Consider the following 17,894-nt stretch of genomic DNA (forward strand, 5'->3'; position numbering starts at 1 on the left):
GGTGGTGGTCATACAGTTACCCATAACTCTTTAAACATAAATATTTTACAGGTAAAAACAAATATTGCGACTGCTTATATAGCAGCTTAGAAACTATGCAATAACATGTTCACTGCCATATAGGCAGCTTAATTCCAAATCTATGTTGAATTATTTCAAATAGTTCAACATAACCAAATTTATCAAAATAGGAAAATAATAATGATTGTCACGTTTATCAGTCAATGCGAAAAAAAAGCGATTCCTCGTACTCGCCGTGTCTTGGATGCTTTTGCAGATCGGATTGGGGATAACACGTGGCAAACGGTGATTACAGAAGATGGTCTAATAGCCGTTAAGAAGTTACTGCGTAAAACTGTGACTAAAAGTACCGCGGTGAGTTGCCACTGGATTCGAGGACGACGTAGAAGTGAGTTGCTGTGGATTGTGGGGAATCGCAATAAGTTCAATGCTGAGGGAATTGTGCCTGTTAATACAACACAGAAAAAGTTAGATCAAAACAAATGGGAAAATGATTGGCACTATTTACCTTTAATCAAAGCATTAGTCGCAATTTCTGCGTTATTACATGATTGGGGCAAAGCTTCTGTTTTATTCCAAGAAAAACTACAACCAAAAAGTAAAAATGCCAAGAAGGGTGATCCTTTAAGACATGAATGGATTTCTTGTCTTTTACTTAATGCCTTAGTGCAATCATCAGGAAATACCACAACGGATGAAGCATGGTTAAAATTACTGATTGAGCAAAATTGGCATGAAGATGATTTAAAACAAACGGTTTTAACAGGTTTAGATCAAACGAAAGCTTTAGATCAGTTACCACCTTTTGCACAATTAGTCGCTTGGCTGATTGTTTCTCATCATCGCTTACCTGATTTAAAAGAAGAACAGCGTCGTCAAGATTATGGTGATAAAAAACGAGAAACATTATCTGCAATGCTGAAAAGTATTAAAGCAGATTGGGGCTATCAAAATAAATTTGATGATGAATATCAACAGCGCGTTTTAAAATGTTTTGAATTTGAACAGGGCTTATTAAGCCAATCGGTCAATTGGACGAAGCAAATTAAAAAATGGTCGGCACGTTTACTACAAGAAACACAGCCCCATTCTATTATTTTTGAAGATGGCAGTTGGCGTGTCATTTTGCATCATGCACGTTTGTGTTTAATGTTAGGTGATCATTATTATTCGTCTTGTGATGCTGATACAAATTGGAAGACTTCACTGAAATTAATCGCGAATACAGATTTCAAAACCAAACAGCCTAAACAATATTTAGATGAACATTTGGTGCATGTTAGTGATAATGCTATGAAAGTGGCACAATCATTAAGCCGTTTAGCCGATGACATGGAACCTGCTTATGATATTGTTAAAATTAACAAGAAAAGTCCTGATGGCTTTGAGTGGCAAGATCAAGCTGTAAAAGGGATTCAAAGTTTTATTCAAAAAAATGAAGATGCCCAAAAACAAGGTTGGTTTATTGTCAATATGGCAAGTACAGGTAAGGGAAAAACCATTGCCAATGCCAAAATTATGCAGGCGCTGTCGCCCAATGCGGATTCATTACGTTATATTTTAGCTTTAGGATTAAGAACTTTAACCTTACAAACAGGGGATTCTTATCGCAATGATATTGGTTTGCAAAATGATGAACTTGCGGTATTGATTGGCTCGAAAGCTGTTCAAGAATTACATCAAAAAAATAAAGCTAAAACAGATGAAAATGAAATTAATGTAGAAGAAATAGGCTCAGAATCACTCGAAACGTTATTAGACAATGAACTTGATTATGATGTTCTGCCGCAAGCAGATTTTATGAATGTTTTATTTCCACAAAATCAGGCGGAAAAAAATAAAGCATTTTTATATAAACCTGTTTTAGCCTGTACCATTGATCATATTATTGCTGTGACAGAAACCAAACGAGGTGGAAAATATATTTTACCGAGTTTGCGTTTATCATCCTCTGACCTCGTAATTGATGAAGTTGATGATTTTAATGGACAAGATTTAATTGCAATTGCCCGATTAGTGCATTTAACAGGTATGTTAGGTCGTAAAGTGATGATTTCATCGGCTACCATTCCACCTGCATTGGCTGAGGGATTTTTTAATGCCTATCAGCAAGGTTGGCAACTCTATTGTGCCTTTAAAAAAATCAAAAATACGCAAGCTGTGGCTATGTGGGTAGATGAATTTAAAACCCAGATTACGTTGGTTGATGATGTTGAATGTATTAAAGCGTATCAACAAGATCATAAAAAATTTGTGCAAATTCGTGCAGAACAATTGCAACAACAAATCATTAAACATAAAGCCTATATTGTTGATTGTTCGGATTTGGTGGTAGCTAAAGAACAAGCGAAACTAGATGAAAGCATACAACAGCAGTATTTTGAACGTATTAAAAAACATGCTGAAAAATTACATTTAGCACACCATACAATTGATCAAAAAACGGGCAAAAAAGTGTCTTTTGGTGTGATTCGTGTTGCCAATATCTCACCATGCGTGGCATTAACCCGATATTTACTCAATGCAGAATGGACAGAGAATATTGCACCTCGTGTGATGGCATATCATAGCCGACAAGTGATGTTATTACGCAGTGAACAAGAACGTCATTTAGACCAAGCGTTGAAACGTAAAGAAAAACAAGGCGAACAACCACAAGCATTTTTAGATACAGGTAATGATGGCGTGATTCGTCAGCATTTAGATCGTACTGATGCTGAGCATGTGATTTTTATTTTGGTGGCAACCCCTGTGGAAGAAGTGGGGCGAGATCACGATTTTGATTGGGCAATTGTAGAGCCTTCTTCTTATCGTTCCATTATTCAATTGGCAGGACGTGTTTTACGTCATCGTAAAATCAGTCAGGATATTACTCAGCCAAATATTGCGTTAATGCAATATAACTTAAAGGGTTTGCGAGGTGCACAGGTTGCTTTTGAGAAACCTGGTTTTGAAATTAATAACAATAAATTTAAATTAAGCACCAAAAACTTATCAGAACTTTTAGATGATGATGTGAGTTTAGGCATTAATGCGATTCCACGTATTCAAGCCAAGCAACCGTTACAAGCCACGGAAAAATTAGCAGATTTGGAACATGCGGTTTTAGCAGACAGTTTGACAAGCTACCAAAAGACAGGTGCAAAACCTTTAAATGCTTGGCTCACGCAAACATGGTTTTTAACTGCTTTACCGCAAAGATTTGCACCATTTAGACAAAGCTCACCCAACATTCAGCTCTTTGCAATGTGGCAAGACCATAAGCTTACGTTTTGCATAAAAGATGATTTTGGCAAGTATATTAACCGCAATGGTTTTTATCAGATCACGCATTTAGAGCTGAGTGAATGTGAAAAATCACGTTTATGGTTTGATCGAAATTACAGCGACATTTTACGTCGTATGGCGCTTGATACTTTGCAAGAAAATGAGGATATTGAAACAAAGATGGAAGTATTATCAAAAAGCTATGGGGAAATCATGTTGCCTGAATATGATGAAGATAAAGCGTTGTTATATTCAGATCAATTTGGATTAATTATAAAAAATTAAGGAAGGGATATGACAGCAAGTATTCATACTTTTTTAAATGAACGCAAAGAGCTTTGGTTAAAAGACCGTTTAAAAAAAGCAAAAGATGATGCCGAAATTGCAGAGTTACAGCAGCAAGCAAACGATAAATTTCATTTAAAAGAATGGTTACCTGATGCAGCAAAACGTGTTGTACAACTGTCGATGGTAAGTCATCCAAGTAAATTTAGTCATCCAAGTGCAAAGACTTCAAGCATTATTGCCCCTGTATCTGCCAGTAAAGATGGATATTTACGCACAGGCAACGTGGACTATCCATTAGATGTATTTGGCAATGCGGCTGCAATGGACGTTTATAAATTTTTATGTTTGTCATTAAGCAATGAACTTTCTGTGCTAGATGGTTTTGAACAAGATGATCAAAAGCTAAAAAAGTTGATTCAACAATCTTCGTTAGATTTTGAAACATTGAAAAATAACTTTTTAATAATTAAACAAAATGATACGACAAGTAAAACGGATCATTTGATTAAACAGGTTTATTTTCCTATTGCACAAGATGAATATCATTTACTGTCAATTTTGACACCATCAGGATTAATCACTCGATTAAAGCAAAAAATTGATCTGATGCGTTTTTCTGAACAAACTAAACTTGCCAAAGAGAATCGTAAGAAAAATGAGCATGATGCAGAAGGTTATGCTGATATTTTTGATTTAACAGTCACAGCTTATGGCGGGACACAGCCACAAAATGTCAGTGTATTAAATAGCCAAAATGCAGGACGAGCGTATCTTTTATCAAGTTGCCCACCAACGTTAGAAAAACGTGCAATCCGACTGCCTAAAACAGATTTTTTTACACAGTGTTTATATCGCAAAAATTATCAGGAAAGTTTTGTTCAACTCCATAAATTCATGCAATTAGATATTAATAATAATGCTATTCGTACAGCAATACGCAATATCATTGGGTTTGTAATTGATCAAATTTTACTACAGGCATTTAAAATTCGTGAGACCTATCCTGAGGCTTGGTCAGATCAAGATTATTATGTAAGTTTACCTAAATTACAGCGAATTTGGCTAGATCAGCAGTATCAAAATGAACGAGAAAACGATGCTGAATGGCGTGATGAGATTAGTCAAAATATTGCACGTTGGATTTTACGCAGTTATGAAAAAGTGATTGCTGATTCTTATACTCTAGGAACGGGAGAATTATTAGATGTACAACGACAGGTAGAAAATTCATTGCAAAAAGCTAAGGAGTTCTTTTAATGCGTCAATTTTTATTGATTCCACATTTAAAAATCCATAATGCCAATGCAATGAGTAGCCCATATACCATTGGTTTTCCTGCAATGACGGCTTGGTTAGGTGCTGTACATGCGTTACAACGCAAGCTACACAGTAAAAATACTGAGGTTGAACTGACAAAAATTGCGGTGAGTTGTCATGATTTTAATTTGCAAACCTATAAGGGACGTGGCGACTTTGTCCATTCGATTGTAGGAACAGCTAATCCTTTAGATAAAGATGGTAATCGGCCTGCTTTTATTGAAGAAGCACGTTGTCATTTAGACGTATCTTTGCTGATCGAATGTGAAAACATTGATCCTGATGAAAAAGAAGAATTTTTACAGCTTGTACAGCAATTAGTTACAAGCATGAAGTTTGCCAGTGGTGATGTGTTATCGGTGAAGCCTTGTAAGATTTTAAATTTTGACGATGAAGAAGATCAAGCGAAACAACTTCGTCCGATTTTAAATCAATTAATGTTAGGACATGTACTGATTGAGCGCCGTGATTTAGTCTTACAAGGCATGAATGAAGGCTTAGATGCTTTAGATGCGGTGTTGGATTATCTGAAAGTGACACATAGTTCAACGCTAAATGAAGATAAAAAAGTGACATGGACATCTCAGCGTAAAGCGCAAGGTTGGCTTGTACCAATTGCGGTTGGTTTTCAAGGAATTTCTGAAATCGGACAAGCAAAAAACCAACGAGATGCCTATACACCACACCGATTCGCTGAAAGTGTGCTGACTTTAGGCGAATTTATTATGCCATATCGTATCGAAAGTATTGATCAACTGTTATGGCAATATCATGTTGATTTAGAAAATAATTTATACCTTTGCCAAAACTTAACAATACAATCTATTTAACTTTACAAAAAAGGAAATTCGCTCATGGCTAAAAATGAAAAAGCGGTTGCTAGCGTACTTGCATTTGAAAAAAAACTTGTGCCGTCAGATGGTTATTTTTATGGTACAACTTGGGAAAATCGCACAGAACAAACAGCCTTAAAACTGATTGAAAAGTCAGTACGTGGCACAATTTCAAACCGTTTAAAACCTGCGGTTGCAAGTGATCCATTAAAATTGAATGCTGAAGTTGAGAAAGCCAATTTACAAAAAGTGGATGCATGTGCTTTAGCAGAGCATCAAGATACATTAAAAGTGGCTTTTACATTAAAAGTGTTAGGGGGTATCGAACAGCCATCCGCATGTAATAATGAAGCATTTCTAAATTCATATAAAGAAGTCGCTAAAAACTATATTCAAACTCATGGATTCGCTGAACTCGCTAAACGATATGCGCTAAATATTGCGAATGCACGTTTTTTATGGCGTAACCGTGTTGGTGCAGAAAAAATTGAAGTGGTTGTGACGGTGAATGATCAAGAATCGGTAACCTTCAACGCGTTTGATTATAAACTACATGATTTTGATGCAGTTGATACCAAAGTGCAAAATTTAGCAGATCAAATTGCAAAGGCGTTAAAAGGAGAATTACCTTATTTGCTGATTAAAATCGAAGCCTATGCTTTGGTGGGTCAAGCACAAGAAGTGTATCCAAGTGAAGAACTCGTACTTGATAAGGGCAAGGGAGATAAAAGTAAAATTCTATATCAAGTGAATGATGTTGCTGCGATGCATTCTCAAAAAGTGGGGAATGCTTTACGTACCATTGATACATGGTATCCAGAGTTTGAAGAGCAAAAATCAGCAATTGCAATTGAACCATATGGTGCAGTAACTAATTTAGGTAAGGCATACCGTACACCGAAAGCTAAACAGGATTTCTTTAGCTTATTTGATAAATACGCATTAGGTGAATCCTTAGAAAATGCTGAACAAGAACATTATGTGATGGCTGTACTTGTACGTGGTGGTGTGTTTGGTCAAAGTGGAAAGGATGCTTAATATGAAGTTTTATCAGGAGATTACCCTGATTGATCAAGCTGAAATCTCAACCTATTTTATTTGGTCAAAAATATATACGCAATTGCATATCGCATTGGCTGAAATAAAAGATGCCAATGACAAGGTCAATATTGGAATATCTTTTCCACAATATATTTTTGAAGAAAAGACCGATCAGCAAAAAGCCAAGATCAATTTAGGTAAAAAATTACGCTTATTTGCATCTTCTGAATCTGATTTAAAGCAATTAGATATCCGCAAATGGCTTGAGCGTTTAGAAGATTATGTGCATATCACTTCTATTCGTGAAGTGCCTCAAGACATCAAAGGCTATGCCATTTATAAACGCAAACAAGTGAAAAGCAATGCGCAACGTTTAGCTCGTCATCGTGTAAAACGTGGTGATATTGGTTTTGATGAAGCACTTGCGAGATATAGCAACGTGGTGACAACAACTGCATTACCATATATAGAGATGAAAAGCTTAAGCAACTCAACTTCTAGTGATGAAAAACGTTTTAAATTGTTTATTGAAAAGCAACCTGCGACAAAATCTGAAACTCAGGTTTTTAGCACTTATGGACTAAGTTCGGTATCATCTGTACCCGAATTTTAACCCAATATTTTTTCATTCTTTAACAGTATAATAAAATCAATAAGTTATGATGGTGGCTTAAAACTTGGGTCTTTTTATGGATTTAGGGCTTAAGTTACTATTATAGCTTTATTTTTTGCTGTAAAATTGCTGTTCACTGCCATGTAGGCAGCTTAGAAATAATAGTATTGTGGCGACACAAGCACCTATTCGTTCACTGCCATGTAGGCAGCTTAGAAATCGGCAAGTCTTTCAAGCGTATCACCGCTCGCGTTCACTGCCATGTAGGCAGCTTAGAAATCATCAGTCTGCGGAACTTTTGGAAGTGCTTTGTTCACTGCCATGTAGGCAGCTTAGAAAATAATCAACACCTGCGAGACCTAATATGCCTGGTTCACTGCCATGTAGGCAGCTTAGAAATAGTCTTTTACATCCCACTGTAAAAGAATTGAGTTCACTGCCATGTAGGCAGCTTAGAAAATGATATGAAAAGCTAGCAAGCGTGATCGGTGCGTTCACTGCCATGTAGGCAGCTTAGAAACATTAGAGTCACGTCTTAACTCTTTAATATAAGTTCACTGCCATGTAGGCAGCTTAGAAATCGCCCGACACTTTTTGAGGGATTAAAGAAGTGTTCACTGCCATGTAGGCAGCTTAGAAATTTTCGGGTTTTGAGTCTCGATATAAATAACCGTTCACTGCCATGTAGGCAGCTTAGAAAGCTTTCCCGTGAAACGTCAGCCGCATACCAATGTTCACTGCCATGTAGGCAGCTTAGAAAATTCGGGAAAATCCACGGGGCATAAATAACAAGTTCACTGCCATGTAGGCAGCTTAGAAAGCCAACAGTTTGAGCATTGGAAATACTTGGAGGTTCACTGCCATGTAGGCAGCTTAGAAATGATCTAAATCAATCAGTCTTTTTCTTTTATCGTTCACTGCCATGTAGGCAGCTTAGAAATGAACTGTTCGTTCTTTTTCTTCGAGTACTTCGTTCACTGCCATGTAGGCAGCTTAGAAAAGACGAATCGCACTCTTTCTTGCTTATATGTTGTTCACTGCCATGTAGGCAGCTTAGAAAGTTGCCATTTCATCTGCAAGCTATAGCTATCGGTTCACTGCCATGTAGGCAGCTTAGAAAACAGCAACCGCAGCAAGGGGAGATCTACGATGGTTCACTGCCATGTAGGCAGCTTAGAAAGCTAAGCTTGCAATTATCGTAAACAATTCGATGTTCACTGCCATGTAGGCAGCTTAGAAATAAGGATGAAAATACAGAATTAGAAATTCCTGGTTCACTGCCATGTAGGCAGCTTAGAAAATCCAATAGCCGAGTCGGTGTTGCACCTGCATGTTCACTGCCATGTAGGCAGCTTAGAAAATTCCGATAAAACCTGCCCGGGCTTCACTTTTGTTCACTGCCATGTAGGCAGCTTAGAAAGTAAAATTGACGCTACTGCAATTCAGTTTGCTGTTCACTGCCATGTAGGCAGCTTAGAAATGAGCTATTGATGGGCTTGCGCTCTGCTGAGGGTTCACTGCCATGTAGGCAGCTTAGAAATGTAGCAGAATTTGCAGCATCTTGTTCAGCAGGTTCACTGCCATGTAGGCAGCTTAGAAATACTAGCAGATCAGCGGATTTCATTGATTATAGTTCACTGCCATGTAGGCAGCTTAGAAATTGTGAAAAAACCTGACCAACCAAACCCAAACCGTTCACTGCCATGTAGGCAGCTTAGAAAATCAACTTTCTTCTGTACGAATACAGTTTCTTGTTCACTGCCATGTAGGCAGCTTAGAAACAACACACTGTGAAATAGGAAGCAATCGCAGCAGTTCACTGCCATGTAGGCAGCTTAGAAAGGTGAAAGCCATTGATCAGCTTGCAACTTTGTGTTCACTGCCATGTAGGCAGCTTAGAAAACAAAAGTCATAGTGCATTCGCTCCATTAATTGGTTCACTGCCATGTAGGCAGCTTAGAAAACTGAATATGGGAGCGAAAGCGTGAGCGTAAAGTTCACTGCCATGTAGGCAGCTTAGAAACCCACCTGCTGAAACAATTTCTATTGGATAATGTTCACTGCCATGTAGGCAGCTTAGAAACGGAACAAGACTAACTTTGACTGGATTGTACAGTTCACTGCCATGTAGGCAGCTTAGAAAAGCTTTTATTGATGAAAATCATACTGATTATGGTTCACTGCCATGTAGGCAGCTTAGAAAAAAAAATCAAAGTTGTTTATAACATGATCGAGTTCACTGCCATGTAGGCAGCTTAGAAATGTCAAAACATTTTTTAAAAATCCTTTCTGAAGTTCACTGCCATGTAGGCAGCTTAGAAATAGATGATGAGGGCAATTAAATATGGGGTAAGTGTAAATAACTTCATTTTGCAAAAGTGTAAAGAAATCTTGGTGATCAAAACAACTTTTGCTAAATTGATCAACTTTCAATAAGAAATAAGAGTCAACATATATGCACAACAGTATGATTAAAATTGCTTTTACATTCGCAATGCTATCAAGTTTGAGTACGTTTACAGCTGCCCAAGTACCCAAAGAGATTGATCAAGTTCTAAAACAAATTACATTGCCTTTGCAAAAAACTGAAAAAGAATCTGAGATTGTGACCAATTATTACTATCAAGATCAATCAAAGAATAAGCTAGTAATTGGTATAGCATCCGATTTTATTGATGTCAGTTGGACGTTTAAGACCTTGCCTGATGAAAAATCAGAAGTTGTCACTCAAGCCAAAACGCTAACACAAAGCTTACTTGGTGAAGAGTGGAACAGTCTGTATAGTGCAATCACTGAAGGTGGAACAGTGGATTATTTATCACAAGATAATGGTATAGTGATCACAGATGCTGGATGTACACAAACAATGTGTGGTTATCAAGTCAAATTGAGAGAGTAAAACCTCCAAGCAAGGAGGTTTATAAAAATTAAGCAGGTATAAGCCAATGACTTTGTTGCATGTCTTCAAGCCAATCGCTTACATCGAGTTGATTTGCAATTGAAAATTTTTCATTCACTTGGAAGATCAATAACGAATCATGCATACTCATCACATTGGCCAAATGTTGACGAATAATTACAGCATCATATTTAGTATTAATGAGCCAAGTATTTTGGTTGACACGAATTGTATGATCATAATCTTCAATCGTTTTATGAACTTGGTCAAAATGATCGAGATAATTTGAGTTTAAAATAATTAAATAGTTCATCAGAGCAGCCTCCATAAAAGATATTTAAAAAATATCTTTTATCTAAAATGTGATGAATATCACTGAATTTTTACTCTAGCATTAAAAATTTTTAAAAAATTAAGAAAGTGTCTGACAATATTGTCTAGAACAGGGGAGTTTGGTTTCATTCGGTTATTCATTTACATGGTTATTACAATTGCATCCAAAATTACTTTGTAAAAGATGATCAAAAAATTTTCAATATTTGTTAAATTGAAGTAAAATTCACTTTAAATTATTTAAACAATAAGCTCATCAAATGATGGGCTTTTTTGTTATTTTTCCCCCCAAGTAAATAGTTTGAGGTTATACAATGCTAGTTAAAATCGAAGATGGTTTTTACTTAAATTCAGCACATATTATTGCAATACGTGTTTCTAGGAATATGATTACTCAAGGTTTTTCTATTGATATTGATTATACACCGAACAATCAAAAAGCCTCTGGTACGTACCATAAGCAGTTTCAAAATAAAGTTGATGCAGACGCATTTCTACAAAAAGTTCACCAACAGATTGCTTAAATAAATGCATAAATAAAAAGAATTATTTAAAGGAATTAGTGGAAAAGGAATTCATTTTTAAATCGAATGTAGCATTCATTTGAAATTTACCCCTTAAATTTTATGACAAATACACTCATCATTCGCATTTTTTCACTGCTTTAAATCCTTTAATAAAAGCAATTTATTCACAAAATTACGTTTCAGCGCATACATTTTTAATTTTCTGTATAAAATACCTGCCAGTTGGTATGTTTGATGAAAATGATTGATTTACAGGTGAACAAATGACTCCTTTACTAAAAGCTTATCTCTTATTGGCTTTAGCGATTGTAGCGGAGGTCATTGGTTCGACATTTATTGTGAAATCAGCAGGGTTTACTAAATTGGTGCCCTCATTGGCAGTATTCATATTATACAGCATAGCTTTTTACTTGCTCTCACAAGTCGTGAAAGTCATTCCATTGGGTATTAGCTATGCGATTTGGGCTGGAGTGGGGATTGTACTGACGGCATTTTTAGGCTTTATTGTGTTTAAGCAAAACCTTGATCTTGCAGCGATGATAGGCATTGCTTTGATTATTTCTGGTGTGATTGTGATTAATTTATTTTCAACAACGGCGGGACACTAATTTGGCACAGATCAAAAGGGAGCGTGTTCCACATTCTCCCAATAATCAATGGTTGTTAACAAAGTGCTTTGAATCATTTAAAAAAAGCCCAAGTGATCCATTGTAAAACTAGGGCGATGAAATATAGATTTGATGACATTGTGGTTATTTTACTTTAGAAAGCAAATTATCCCGATTAACTTTCTAAAGTCATCAAGCTGGCATTGCCACCTGCGGCAGCAGTATTAATGCTGATTGCACGTTCAATTACAAGACGATCTAAAGCAACAAGATCATTCACATGGTTTAAATGTGAAATGGCAATAATTGCACCTGAGCGTTGACTGATGAGGTGTTGTAAATCAGCTAAGCCCTTGACATCGCCATGGTGTAATACCGCATCAAACTCTGCGCTAGCGATATCATCGATGAGCGTAATGTGGTGGCGGATGTCTTGCGGGAGTTTTTGCAAGAGTTGTAAGCCAACGGCATTCTGATTCGACATCACAGCATGGCTTCCTACTGCAAAAACTGCAGCAAGTTGTTGTAAATAGGCATGTTCATGTTGTGCTGTAACAAATATTTTAGCTCTAGGCAAAATAGAATACTGGTTGGATTCACCTGTTGGACCAGGCAATGCATATAAACCTGTGATATTGGCATAATGATTTAATTTAAAATCAGTAATATGTTGTTTCGTCCAAATCTGTAAAGCATTATAAATTGGATTAATTTCTGTTTGATTTAAAGCTTTAACAATACCGAAAGGTTGTGCTGATAAATCACACTTTTGCATTAATTTATAAAGGTAAAGAGGCCCACCTGCTTTAGGTCCTGTACCTGATAAACCCTCACCACCAAAAGGTTGTACGCCAACCACTGCACCGACAATGTTACGGTTAATATATAAATTTCCAACTTCAGCATGTGCAATGGTCGTTTGAATAGTTTCATCAATTCGTGTGTGTAAACCCATGGTTAAACCATAGCCTTTATCATTGATTTGCTTGAGTAATTGTTTTAATTCACCATATTTATAACGAATAATATGTAGGACAGGGCCAAACACTTCACGTTTTAAGTCATTCAAATTGGGCAATTCAATCATTGTCGGCGTGATAAAAGTACCTTGATTGCTTTTTAAATCTGTCTCTGCAAGTGCTAATTGATGAGTTGGATATGCTTTGCTGCGCATCATTTCAATATGTTTTTCAATATTTTGCTGTGCTTCAAGATCAATTACAGGACCAATATCGGTTTTAAGGAAAATGGGATTGCCTAGGTTGAGTTGTTGCATGGCACCTTTAAGCATTTTTATTAAGACTTCGGCATTGTCTTCTTGCACACAAAGTACACGTAGCGCAGAACAGCGTTGTCCCGCACTGTCAAATGCTGAATTTACAACATCTAAAACCACTTGCTCAGTGAGTGCGGAAGAATCCACAATCATAGCATTTTGTCCGCCCGTTTCTGCAATGAGCGGAATCGGTTGACCTGTGGGGCTTAGTCGTTGTGCGACGGTTTTTTGTAAAATTTTGGCAACTTCAGTTGAACCTGTAAACATAATGCCTTGAATGCGATCATCTTGGGATAGCTGAGCGCCAACGGTTTCGCCACGCCCTGGCAGTAATTGCACGACATTTTCTGGAATGCCTGCTTCCCATAAAATTTGAATGGCTTGCGCGGCAATCAATGGGGTTTGTTCTGCAGGTTTGGCAATGACGGTATTTCCTGCAACTAAGGCTGCTGCAACTTGCCCTGTAAAAATTGCCAATGGAAAATTCCAAGGACTGATACACAGCACGGTACCTAGTGCTTGTAATGTGGTATGTTTTGAAACATTTTGCATTTGTGCAGCATAATAGCGGAGGAAATCTACAGCTTCACGGACTTCTGCAATGCCATTGCTATAAGTTTTACCACTTTCACGACACAGCAGCAGCATCAATTCTTCTAAGCGAGCTTCCATCAAGTCGGCAGCTTTAAATAAATATTCTGCACGTTGATTTCGATCCGTATTGTTCCAACTGTCACAGGCAGCTTGTGCATTGTCCAAAGCAAGATCAACGTGTGTTAAATTTGCTTCTATCACCGTACCGACAAGGTCTTGATCGTTAGCGGGATTACGAATTTCAATTTTGGGTAACTCAAGCAAAGTTTGCGAGTCGAGATTTGCAACCAAACTATGGCTATGCCATTGGTATGTCGCGAGTTTTTGTGCTGTGCTATTGAGCTGCGCCAATTCGCTATCATTGCTCAGATCTAAGCCAAATGAGTTTTGACGTATGGGTTGCAATAGATCTTTTGGTAAGGCAATGGCAGAGTGCTTCATACCGACGATGCCATCGTGTTGTGCATTTTCAGCAATTTCGTGTATAGGATCTTCAATCAAATCTGCGATTTCGATATTTTTATCGGCAATACGATTTACAAAAGAGGTATTCGCTCCATTTTCCAATAAACGGCGTACTAAATATGCCAATAGCGTTTCATGATTACCGACAGGCGCATAGATACGACAAGGCACGCCAAGTTTATTGTCTTGAATATTTCCAACCACTTGTTCGTATAATGGCTCACCCATGCCATGCAGGCATTGAAATTCATATTGACCTAGATAATATTTGCTTGGATCAGCCAATTGATAAATTGTGGCTAAAGTTTGAGCATTATGTGTTGCGAATTGCGGATAAATTTGTTGAGGCGCAGCCAATAATTTTTTAGCACAGGCGATATAGGACAGGTCTGTATGTACTTTACGCGTAAAGACAGGATAATCACGCATACCATCAATTTGTGCTTTTTTAATTTCACTGTCCCAATAGGCACCTTTGACTAAGCGAATCATGAGACGTTTTTGGCTACGTTTAGCAAGATCAATAATATAATCGACCACGTAGAAGCAACGTTTTTGATAGGCTTGGATCACAAAACCAATGCCTTTCCAATCATTGAGTGCAGGTTCAAAACATAGGCGTTCTAATAGCTCTAAGGACAACTCTAAACGGTCCGCTTCTTCAGCATCAATATTTAAACCGATGTCATATTTTTTAGCTAAAAGTGCAAGATTTAAAATACGCGGGTAGAGTTCATTGTGTACACGTTCGATTTGCCCACGCTGATAACGCGGATGCAATGCTGACAATTTGATGGAAATACCTGCACCTGTATAGACATCTTTGCCTTCAGATGCTTTGCCGATCGCATGGATGGCTTGCGTATAATCATCAAAATAACGATCTGCATCATGCTCAGTCAGTGCAGCCTCACCTAACATGTCATAAGAATAACGAAAACCTTTATCTTCAAGCACTTTGGCATGATCCAACGCTTCTTCGATGGTTTCACCTGTGACAAATTGTTCACCCATCATACGCATGGCGACATCAACAGCCTTACGAATAATACCTTTACCTGTACGTGCTAAAAGCGAAGTTAGAATACTCGATAAACTTTTTTGTTTCGGGGTTTCCATCAGTTTGCCCGTCAACATCAGTCCCCATGCTGCGGCATTGACAAACATTAAATTACTTTGCCCTAAATGTTCTTTCCAATCCCCTTGGTTAATCTTGTCACGAATCAATAAGTCACGGGTGGCAGTATCAGGAATACGTAGCAATGCTTCTGCTAAACACATCAGCGCAATACCTTCTTGCGAAGACAACGAAAACTCTTGTAATAGCCCTTGTACGATGCCTACTTTGCCTGAAGAATTACGGCGTTCTCTCAAACTATGTGCCAAATTAAATGCAATATCATAAATTTTTTGGCTCATTTCTTCTGAGATCTGAGTATGGTCTAATAAATTTTCCACACACTCAGGTTCAGGGCGACGCCATGCCGTATTGATTGCTGTTTCAAGCTGGTTTTTTTCTTTAAATTCAGTAATGTAGTTTGGGTTTAAAGGTGCAGAATCCATAGGCGAAGTGATTTCCATCATGTTCATGTCAACATCCTGTGACGCTAAATTTATCTTGAGTGAATTACTTTATATAATTTATGATTACAGAATATTCATAGTGAAACTCACTATAATTAAGCTAATTTTTAGAGAATAATTCGAATGGACAGTGGATTTTTAAGCCTAGACCGCATAGATATCAAGATTTTAGATATTTTGCAAAAAGAGGGGCGGATTTCAAATACCAAACTTGCAGAAGAAGTCAATTTATCAGCCACTGCCGCGTTGGCACGTGTACAAAAACTGACGGCAGAAGGCTATATTTTAGGGTATGAAGCCAAGCTCAATCCTGTGTTATTGGGGGCAAATTTTGTGGTTTTTGTGGAAATATTATTGGATAAAACCACACCAAATGCTTTAGATGCATTTTCTGATGCAGTGGTGCAATATCCTGAAATTATGGCATGTCACATGATTAGTGGTGGCTTTGATTTTTTAGTCAAAATTCGTTGTGCCAACATGGATGAATTTCGCCGTATTTCAGGTAGTGTATTGTGGCAATTGCCGGGGGTAAAGGAAACGCGCAGCTATCCTGTCATGGAAGTCATTAAAGACAGCGCACAGTTACATTTAAACTTGAAGCCACGCATTAAAAAATAAAAAATGCAATAAAAATGGGGCTGAATGCCCCAGATTTAGAGAGTCCATTACAACCCGAAAGTATGTGAATGGATTATTTTTGATTTAAATTTTGCATTTCTTGTTTGTAAATATGATCGGCTTGTTCAAAACGCTCGACAACCTGTTTTGAAGGTGCTTTGCCCAATAAACTTACAATCACAATACTTAAAAATGATAGCAAGAATCCGGGCACAATTTCATATAAACCCGTACTTTGCTTTAAGGTCATTTCCCATGCGATGACGGTAACAGCCCCAACAATGACCCCCGTAATTGCGCCATTCAATGTCATTCGTTTCCAAAATAGCGACAAAATAATGAGAGGACCGAACGCTGCACCAAAGCCTGCCCAAGCATATTCTACCAAGCCCAAAACCTTACTGTCTGGTTTAAATGCGAGAATAATTGCCAAGACTGAAATGGCTAAAACCATGAGACGGCCGACCCAAACCAATTCATTTTGTGAGGCATTTTTACGGACAAAGCCTTTGTATAAATCTTCAGTGAGGGTACTTGAACAGACCAAAAGTTGACAACTTAAGGTACTCATTACCGCAGCTAAAATTGCAGCTAAGATCACACCTGCAATCCATGGATTGAATAAAATTTTGGTTAATTCAATAAAAATGGTTTCATGATTTTGAGTCACAGCACTCGCAAGATTGGGATGAGCTTGAAAAAAAGCAATACCAATATAACCCACAGCAATTGCGCCACCTAAACACAAAATCATCCAAGTCATGCCGATACGACGTGCATTGGGGATGGTACGTACTGAATCTGCTGCCATGAAGCGCACCAAAATATGAGGCTGTCCGAAATAGCCTAAGCCCCACGCACAAGAAGAAATAATCGCCACAGCACTTAAACCTGAAAATAAATTTGAAGCATGTGGGCGTGCTGTTTCCAACAAAGACGCAAACTGAGAAACATCACCGATTGCTAAATATGCCATGATGGGGGTGATCAGTAGGGCAAAAATCATTAAACCTGCTTGGAACGTATCTGTCCAACTGATTGCAAGAAAGCCACCGATACACACATAACTGATGGTTGCAATCGCACTGATCCAAAGTGCTGTGCTGTAATTTAAACCAAAAATACTCTCAAATAATCGTGCACCTGCCACCATGCCTGATGCACAATAGATTGCAAAAAAGATTAAAATGACCAGGGCAGAAATTGCACGCAATACTTTCTTTTTATCATCAAATCGACTGGTAAAATAATCGGGAAGGGTGATCGAATTGTTTTGTACTTCGGTATGTACCCGTAAACGTCCTGCCACCAATAGCCAATTGAGCCATGCCCCAATAATCAAGCCAATCGCAACCCAAGCTTTTGATAAACCAATTAAATAAATTGCCCCAGGTAAGCCCATTAACAGCCAACCACTCATGTCTGATGCACCTGCTGAAAGTGCGGTGACCACACTGCCTAAACTACGACCTCCTAAAATATAATCAGAAAAATCTGAGGTTGATTTGTAAGCATACAGTCCAATGGCGACCATTGCGATGATGTATAACATAAATGTTATTACGGTTGGATTAAGAAAACTCATAGCTTCATCCTTTGTCCTTTGG

General features: G+C 37.7%; 12 protein-coding genes and 1 CRISPR repeat array. Of the genes, 9 read left to right on the forward strand and 3 right to left on the reverse strand.

Translation table 11 applies throughout. The features are described 5' to 3' along the window. Positions 1 to 201 precede the first annotated feature (201 nt). The 6 genes from cas3f to HX129_RS06915 all read left to right on the forward strand — a co-directional run bounded on the left by cas3f (position 202) and on the right by HX129_RS06915 (position 10,279). Positions 202 to 3,573 (forward strand): type I-F CRISPR-associated helicase Cas3f, encoded by a 3,372-nt coding sequence (gene cas3f / locus HX129_RS06890; RefSeq protein WP_286434797.1) that lies wholly within the window; start codon positions 202 to 204, stop codon positions 3,571 to 3,573. A gap of 9 nt (positions 3,574 to 3,582) precedes the next feature. After that, entirely contained in the window at positions 3,583 to 4,833 is a 1,251-nt protein-coding gene (gene csy1 / locus HX129_RS06895; protein WP_286434796.1) for a type I-F CRISPR-associated protein Csy1, read from the forward strand. After that, positions 4,833 to 5,723, forward strand: coding sequence for a type I-F CRISPR-associated protein Csy2 (csy2, locus tag HX129_RS06900; protein WP_286434795.1), 891 nt, complete (start codon positions 4,833 to 4,835; stop codon positions 5,721 to 5,723). The genes csy1 and csy2 overlap by 1 nt, the downstream gene beginning before the upstream one ends. 24 nt (positions 5,724 to 5,747) lie before the next feature. Further along, the gene (gene csy3, locus HX129_RS06905) at positions 5,748 to 6,764 is read left to right on the forward strand and encodes a type I-F CRISPR-associated protein Csy3 (RefSeq protein WP_174492765.1); all 1,017 of its coding nucleotides are present in this window, start codon (positions 5,748 to 5,750) and stop codon (positions 6,762 to 6,764) included. A 1-nt stretch (position 6,765) separates the two neighbouring features. Next, on the forward strand, positions 6,766 to 7,380 hold the full coding sequence (gene cas6f / locus HX129_RS06910) for a type I-F CRISPR-associated endoribonuclease Cas6/Csy4 (protein WP_286434794.1): 615 nt from the start codon (positions 6,766 to 6,768) through the stop codon (positions 7,378 to 7,380). Positions 7,381 to 7,511: 131 nt separating this feature from the next. Further along, a CRISPR array of direct repeats spans positions 7,512 to 9,702; the repeat unit is 28 nt; unit sequence GTTCACTGCCATGTAGGCAGCTTAGAAA. A 145-nt stretch (positions 9,703 to 9,847) separates the two neighbouring features. Beyond that, the gene (locus tag HX129_RS06915; RefSeq protein WP_286434793.1) at positions 9,848 to 10,279 is read left to right on the forward strand and encodes a hypothetical protein; all 432 of its coding nucleotides are present in this window, start codon (positions 9,848 to 9,850) and stop codon (positions 10,277 to 10,279) included. A gap of 28 nt (positions 10,280 to 10,307) precedes the next feature. Here the strand turns inward: HX129_RS06915 and HX129_RS06920 are convergent, their stop codons facing one another. Next, complete coding sequence (locus HX129_RS06920; RefSeq protein ID WP_286434792.1) at positions 10,308 to 10,592, reverse strand: hypothetical protein; 285 nt, start codon at positions 10,590 to 10,592, stop codon at positions 10,308 to 10,310. Between the two features lie 334 nt (positions 10,593 to 10,926). Between HX129_RS06920 and HX129_RS06925 the strand changes: the two genes are divergently transcribed. Beyond that, complete coding sequence (locus HX129_RS06925; protein WP_130073666.1) at positions 10,927 to 11,136, forward strand: hypothetical protein; 210 nt, start codon at positions 10,927 to 10,929, stop codon at positions 11,134 to 11,136. 266 nt (positions 11,137 to 11,402) lie between these two features. Beyond that, the gene (locus HX129_RS06930; protein WP_286434791.1) at positions 11,403 to 11,747 is read left to right on the forward strand and encodes an SMR family transporter; all 345 of its coding nucleotides are present in this window, start codon (positions 11,403 to 11,405) and stop codon (positions 11,745 to 11,747) included. A 175-nt stretch (positions 11,748 to 11,922) separates the two neighbouring features. Here the strand turns inward: HX129_RS06930 and putA are convergent, their stop codons facing one another. Then, complete coding sequence (gene putA, locus HX129_RS06935) at positions 11,923 to 15,672, reverse strand: trifunctional transcriptional regulator/proline dehydrogenase/L-glutamate gamma-semialdehyde dehydrogenase (protein ID WP_286434790.1); 3,750 nt, start codon at positions 15,670 to 15,672, stop codon at positions 11,923 to 11,925. 117 nt (positions 15,673 to 15,789) lie between these two features. On the opposite strand from putA, the gene HX129_RS06940 reads away from it, so the two are divergent. Further along, a complete protein-coding gene (locus tag HX129_RS06940; RefSeq protein WP_130073664.1) occupies positions 15,790 to 16,287 on the forward strand; it encodes an Lrp/AsnC ligand binding domain-containing protein in 498 nt (165 codons plus the stop codon). Between the two features lie 73 nt (positions 16,288 to 16,360). Here HX129_RS06940 and putP read toward each other — a convergent pair whose 3' ends face one another. Next, positions 16,361 to 17,872: a sodium/proline symporter PutP gene (gene putP / locus HX129_RS06945; RefSeq protein ID WP_286436090.1), complete on the reverse strand. Its 1,512-nt coding sequence runs from the start codon at positions 17,870 to 17,872 to the stop codon at positions 16,361 to 16,363. Positions 17,873 to 17,894 lie beyond the last annotated feature (22 nt).

The organism is Acinetobacter sp. 251-1, assembly GCF_030329305.1.
GTDB lineage: Bacteria > Pseudomonadota > Gammaproteobacteria > Pseudomonadales > Moraxellaceae > Acinetobacter > Acinetobacter piscicola_A.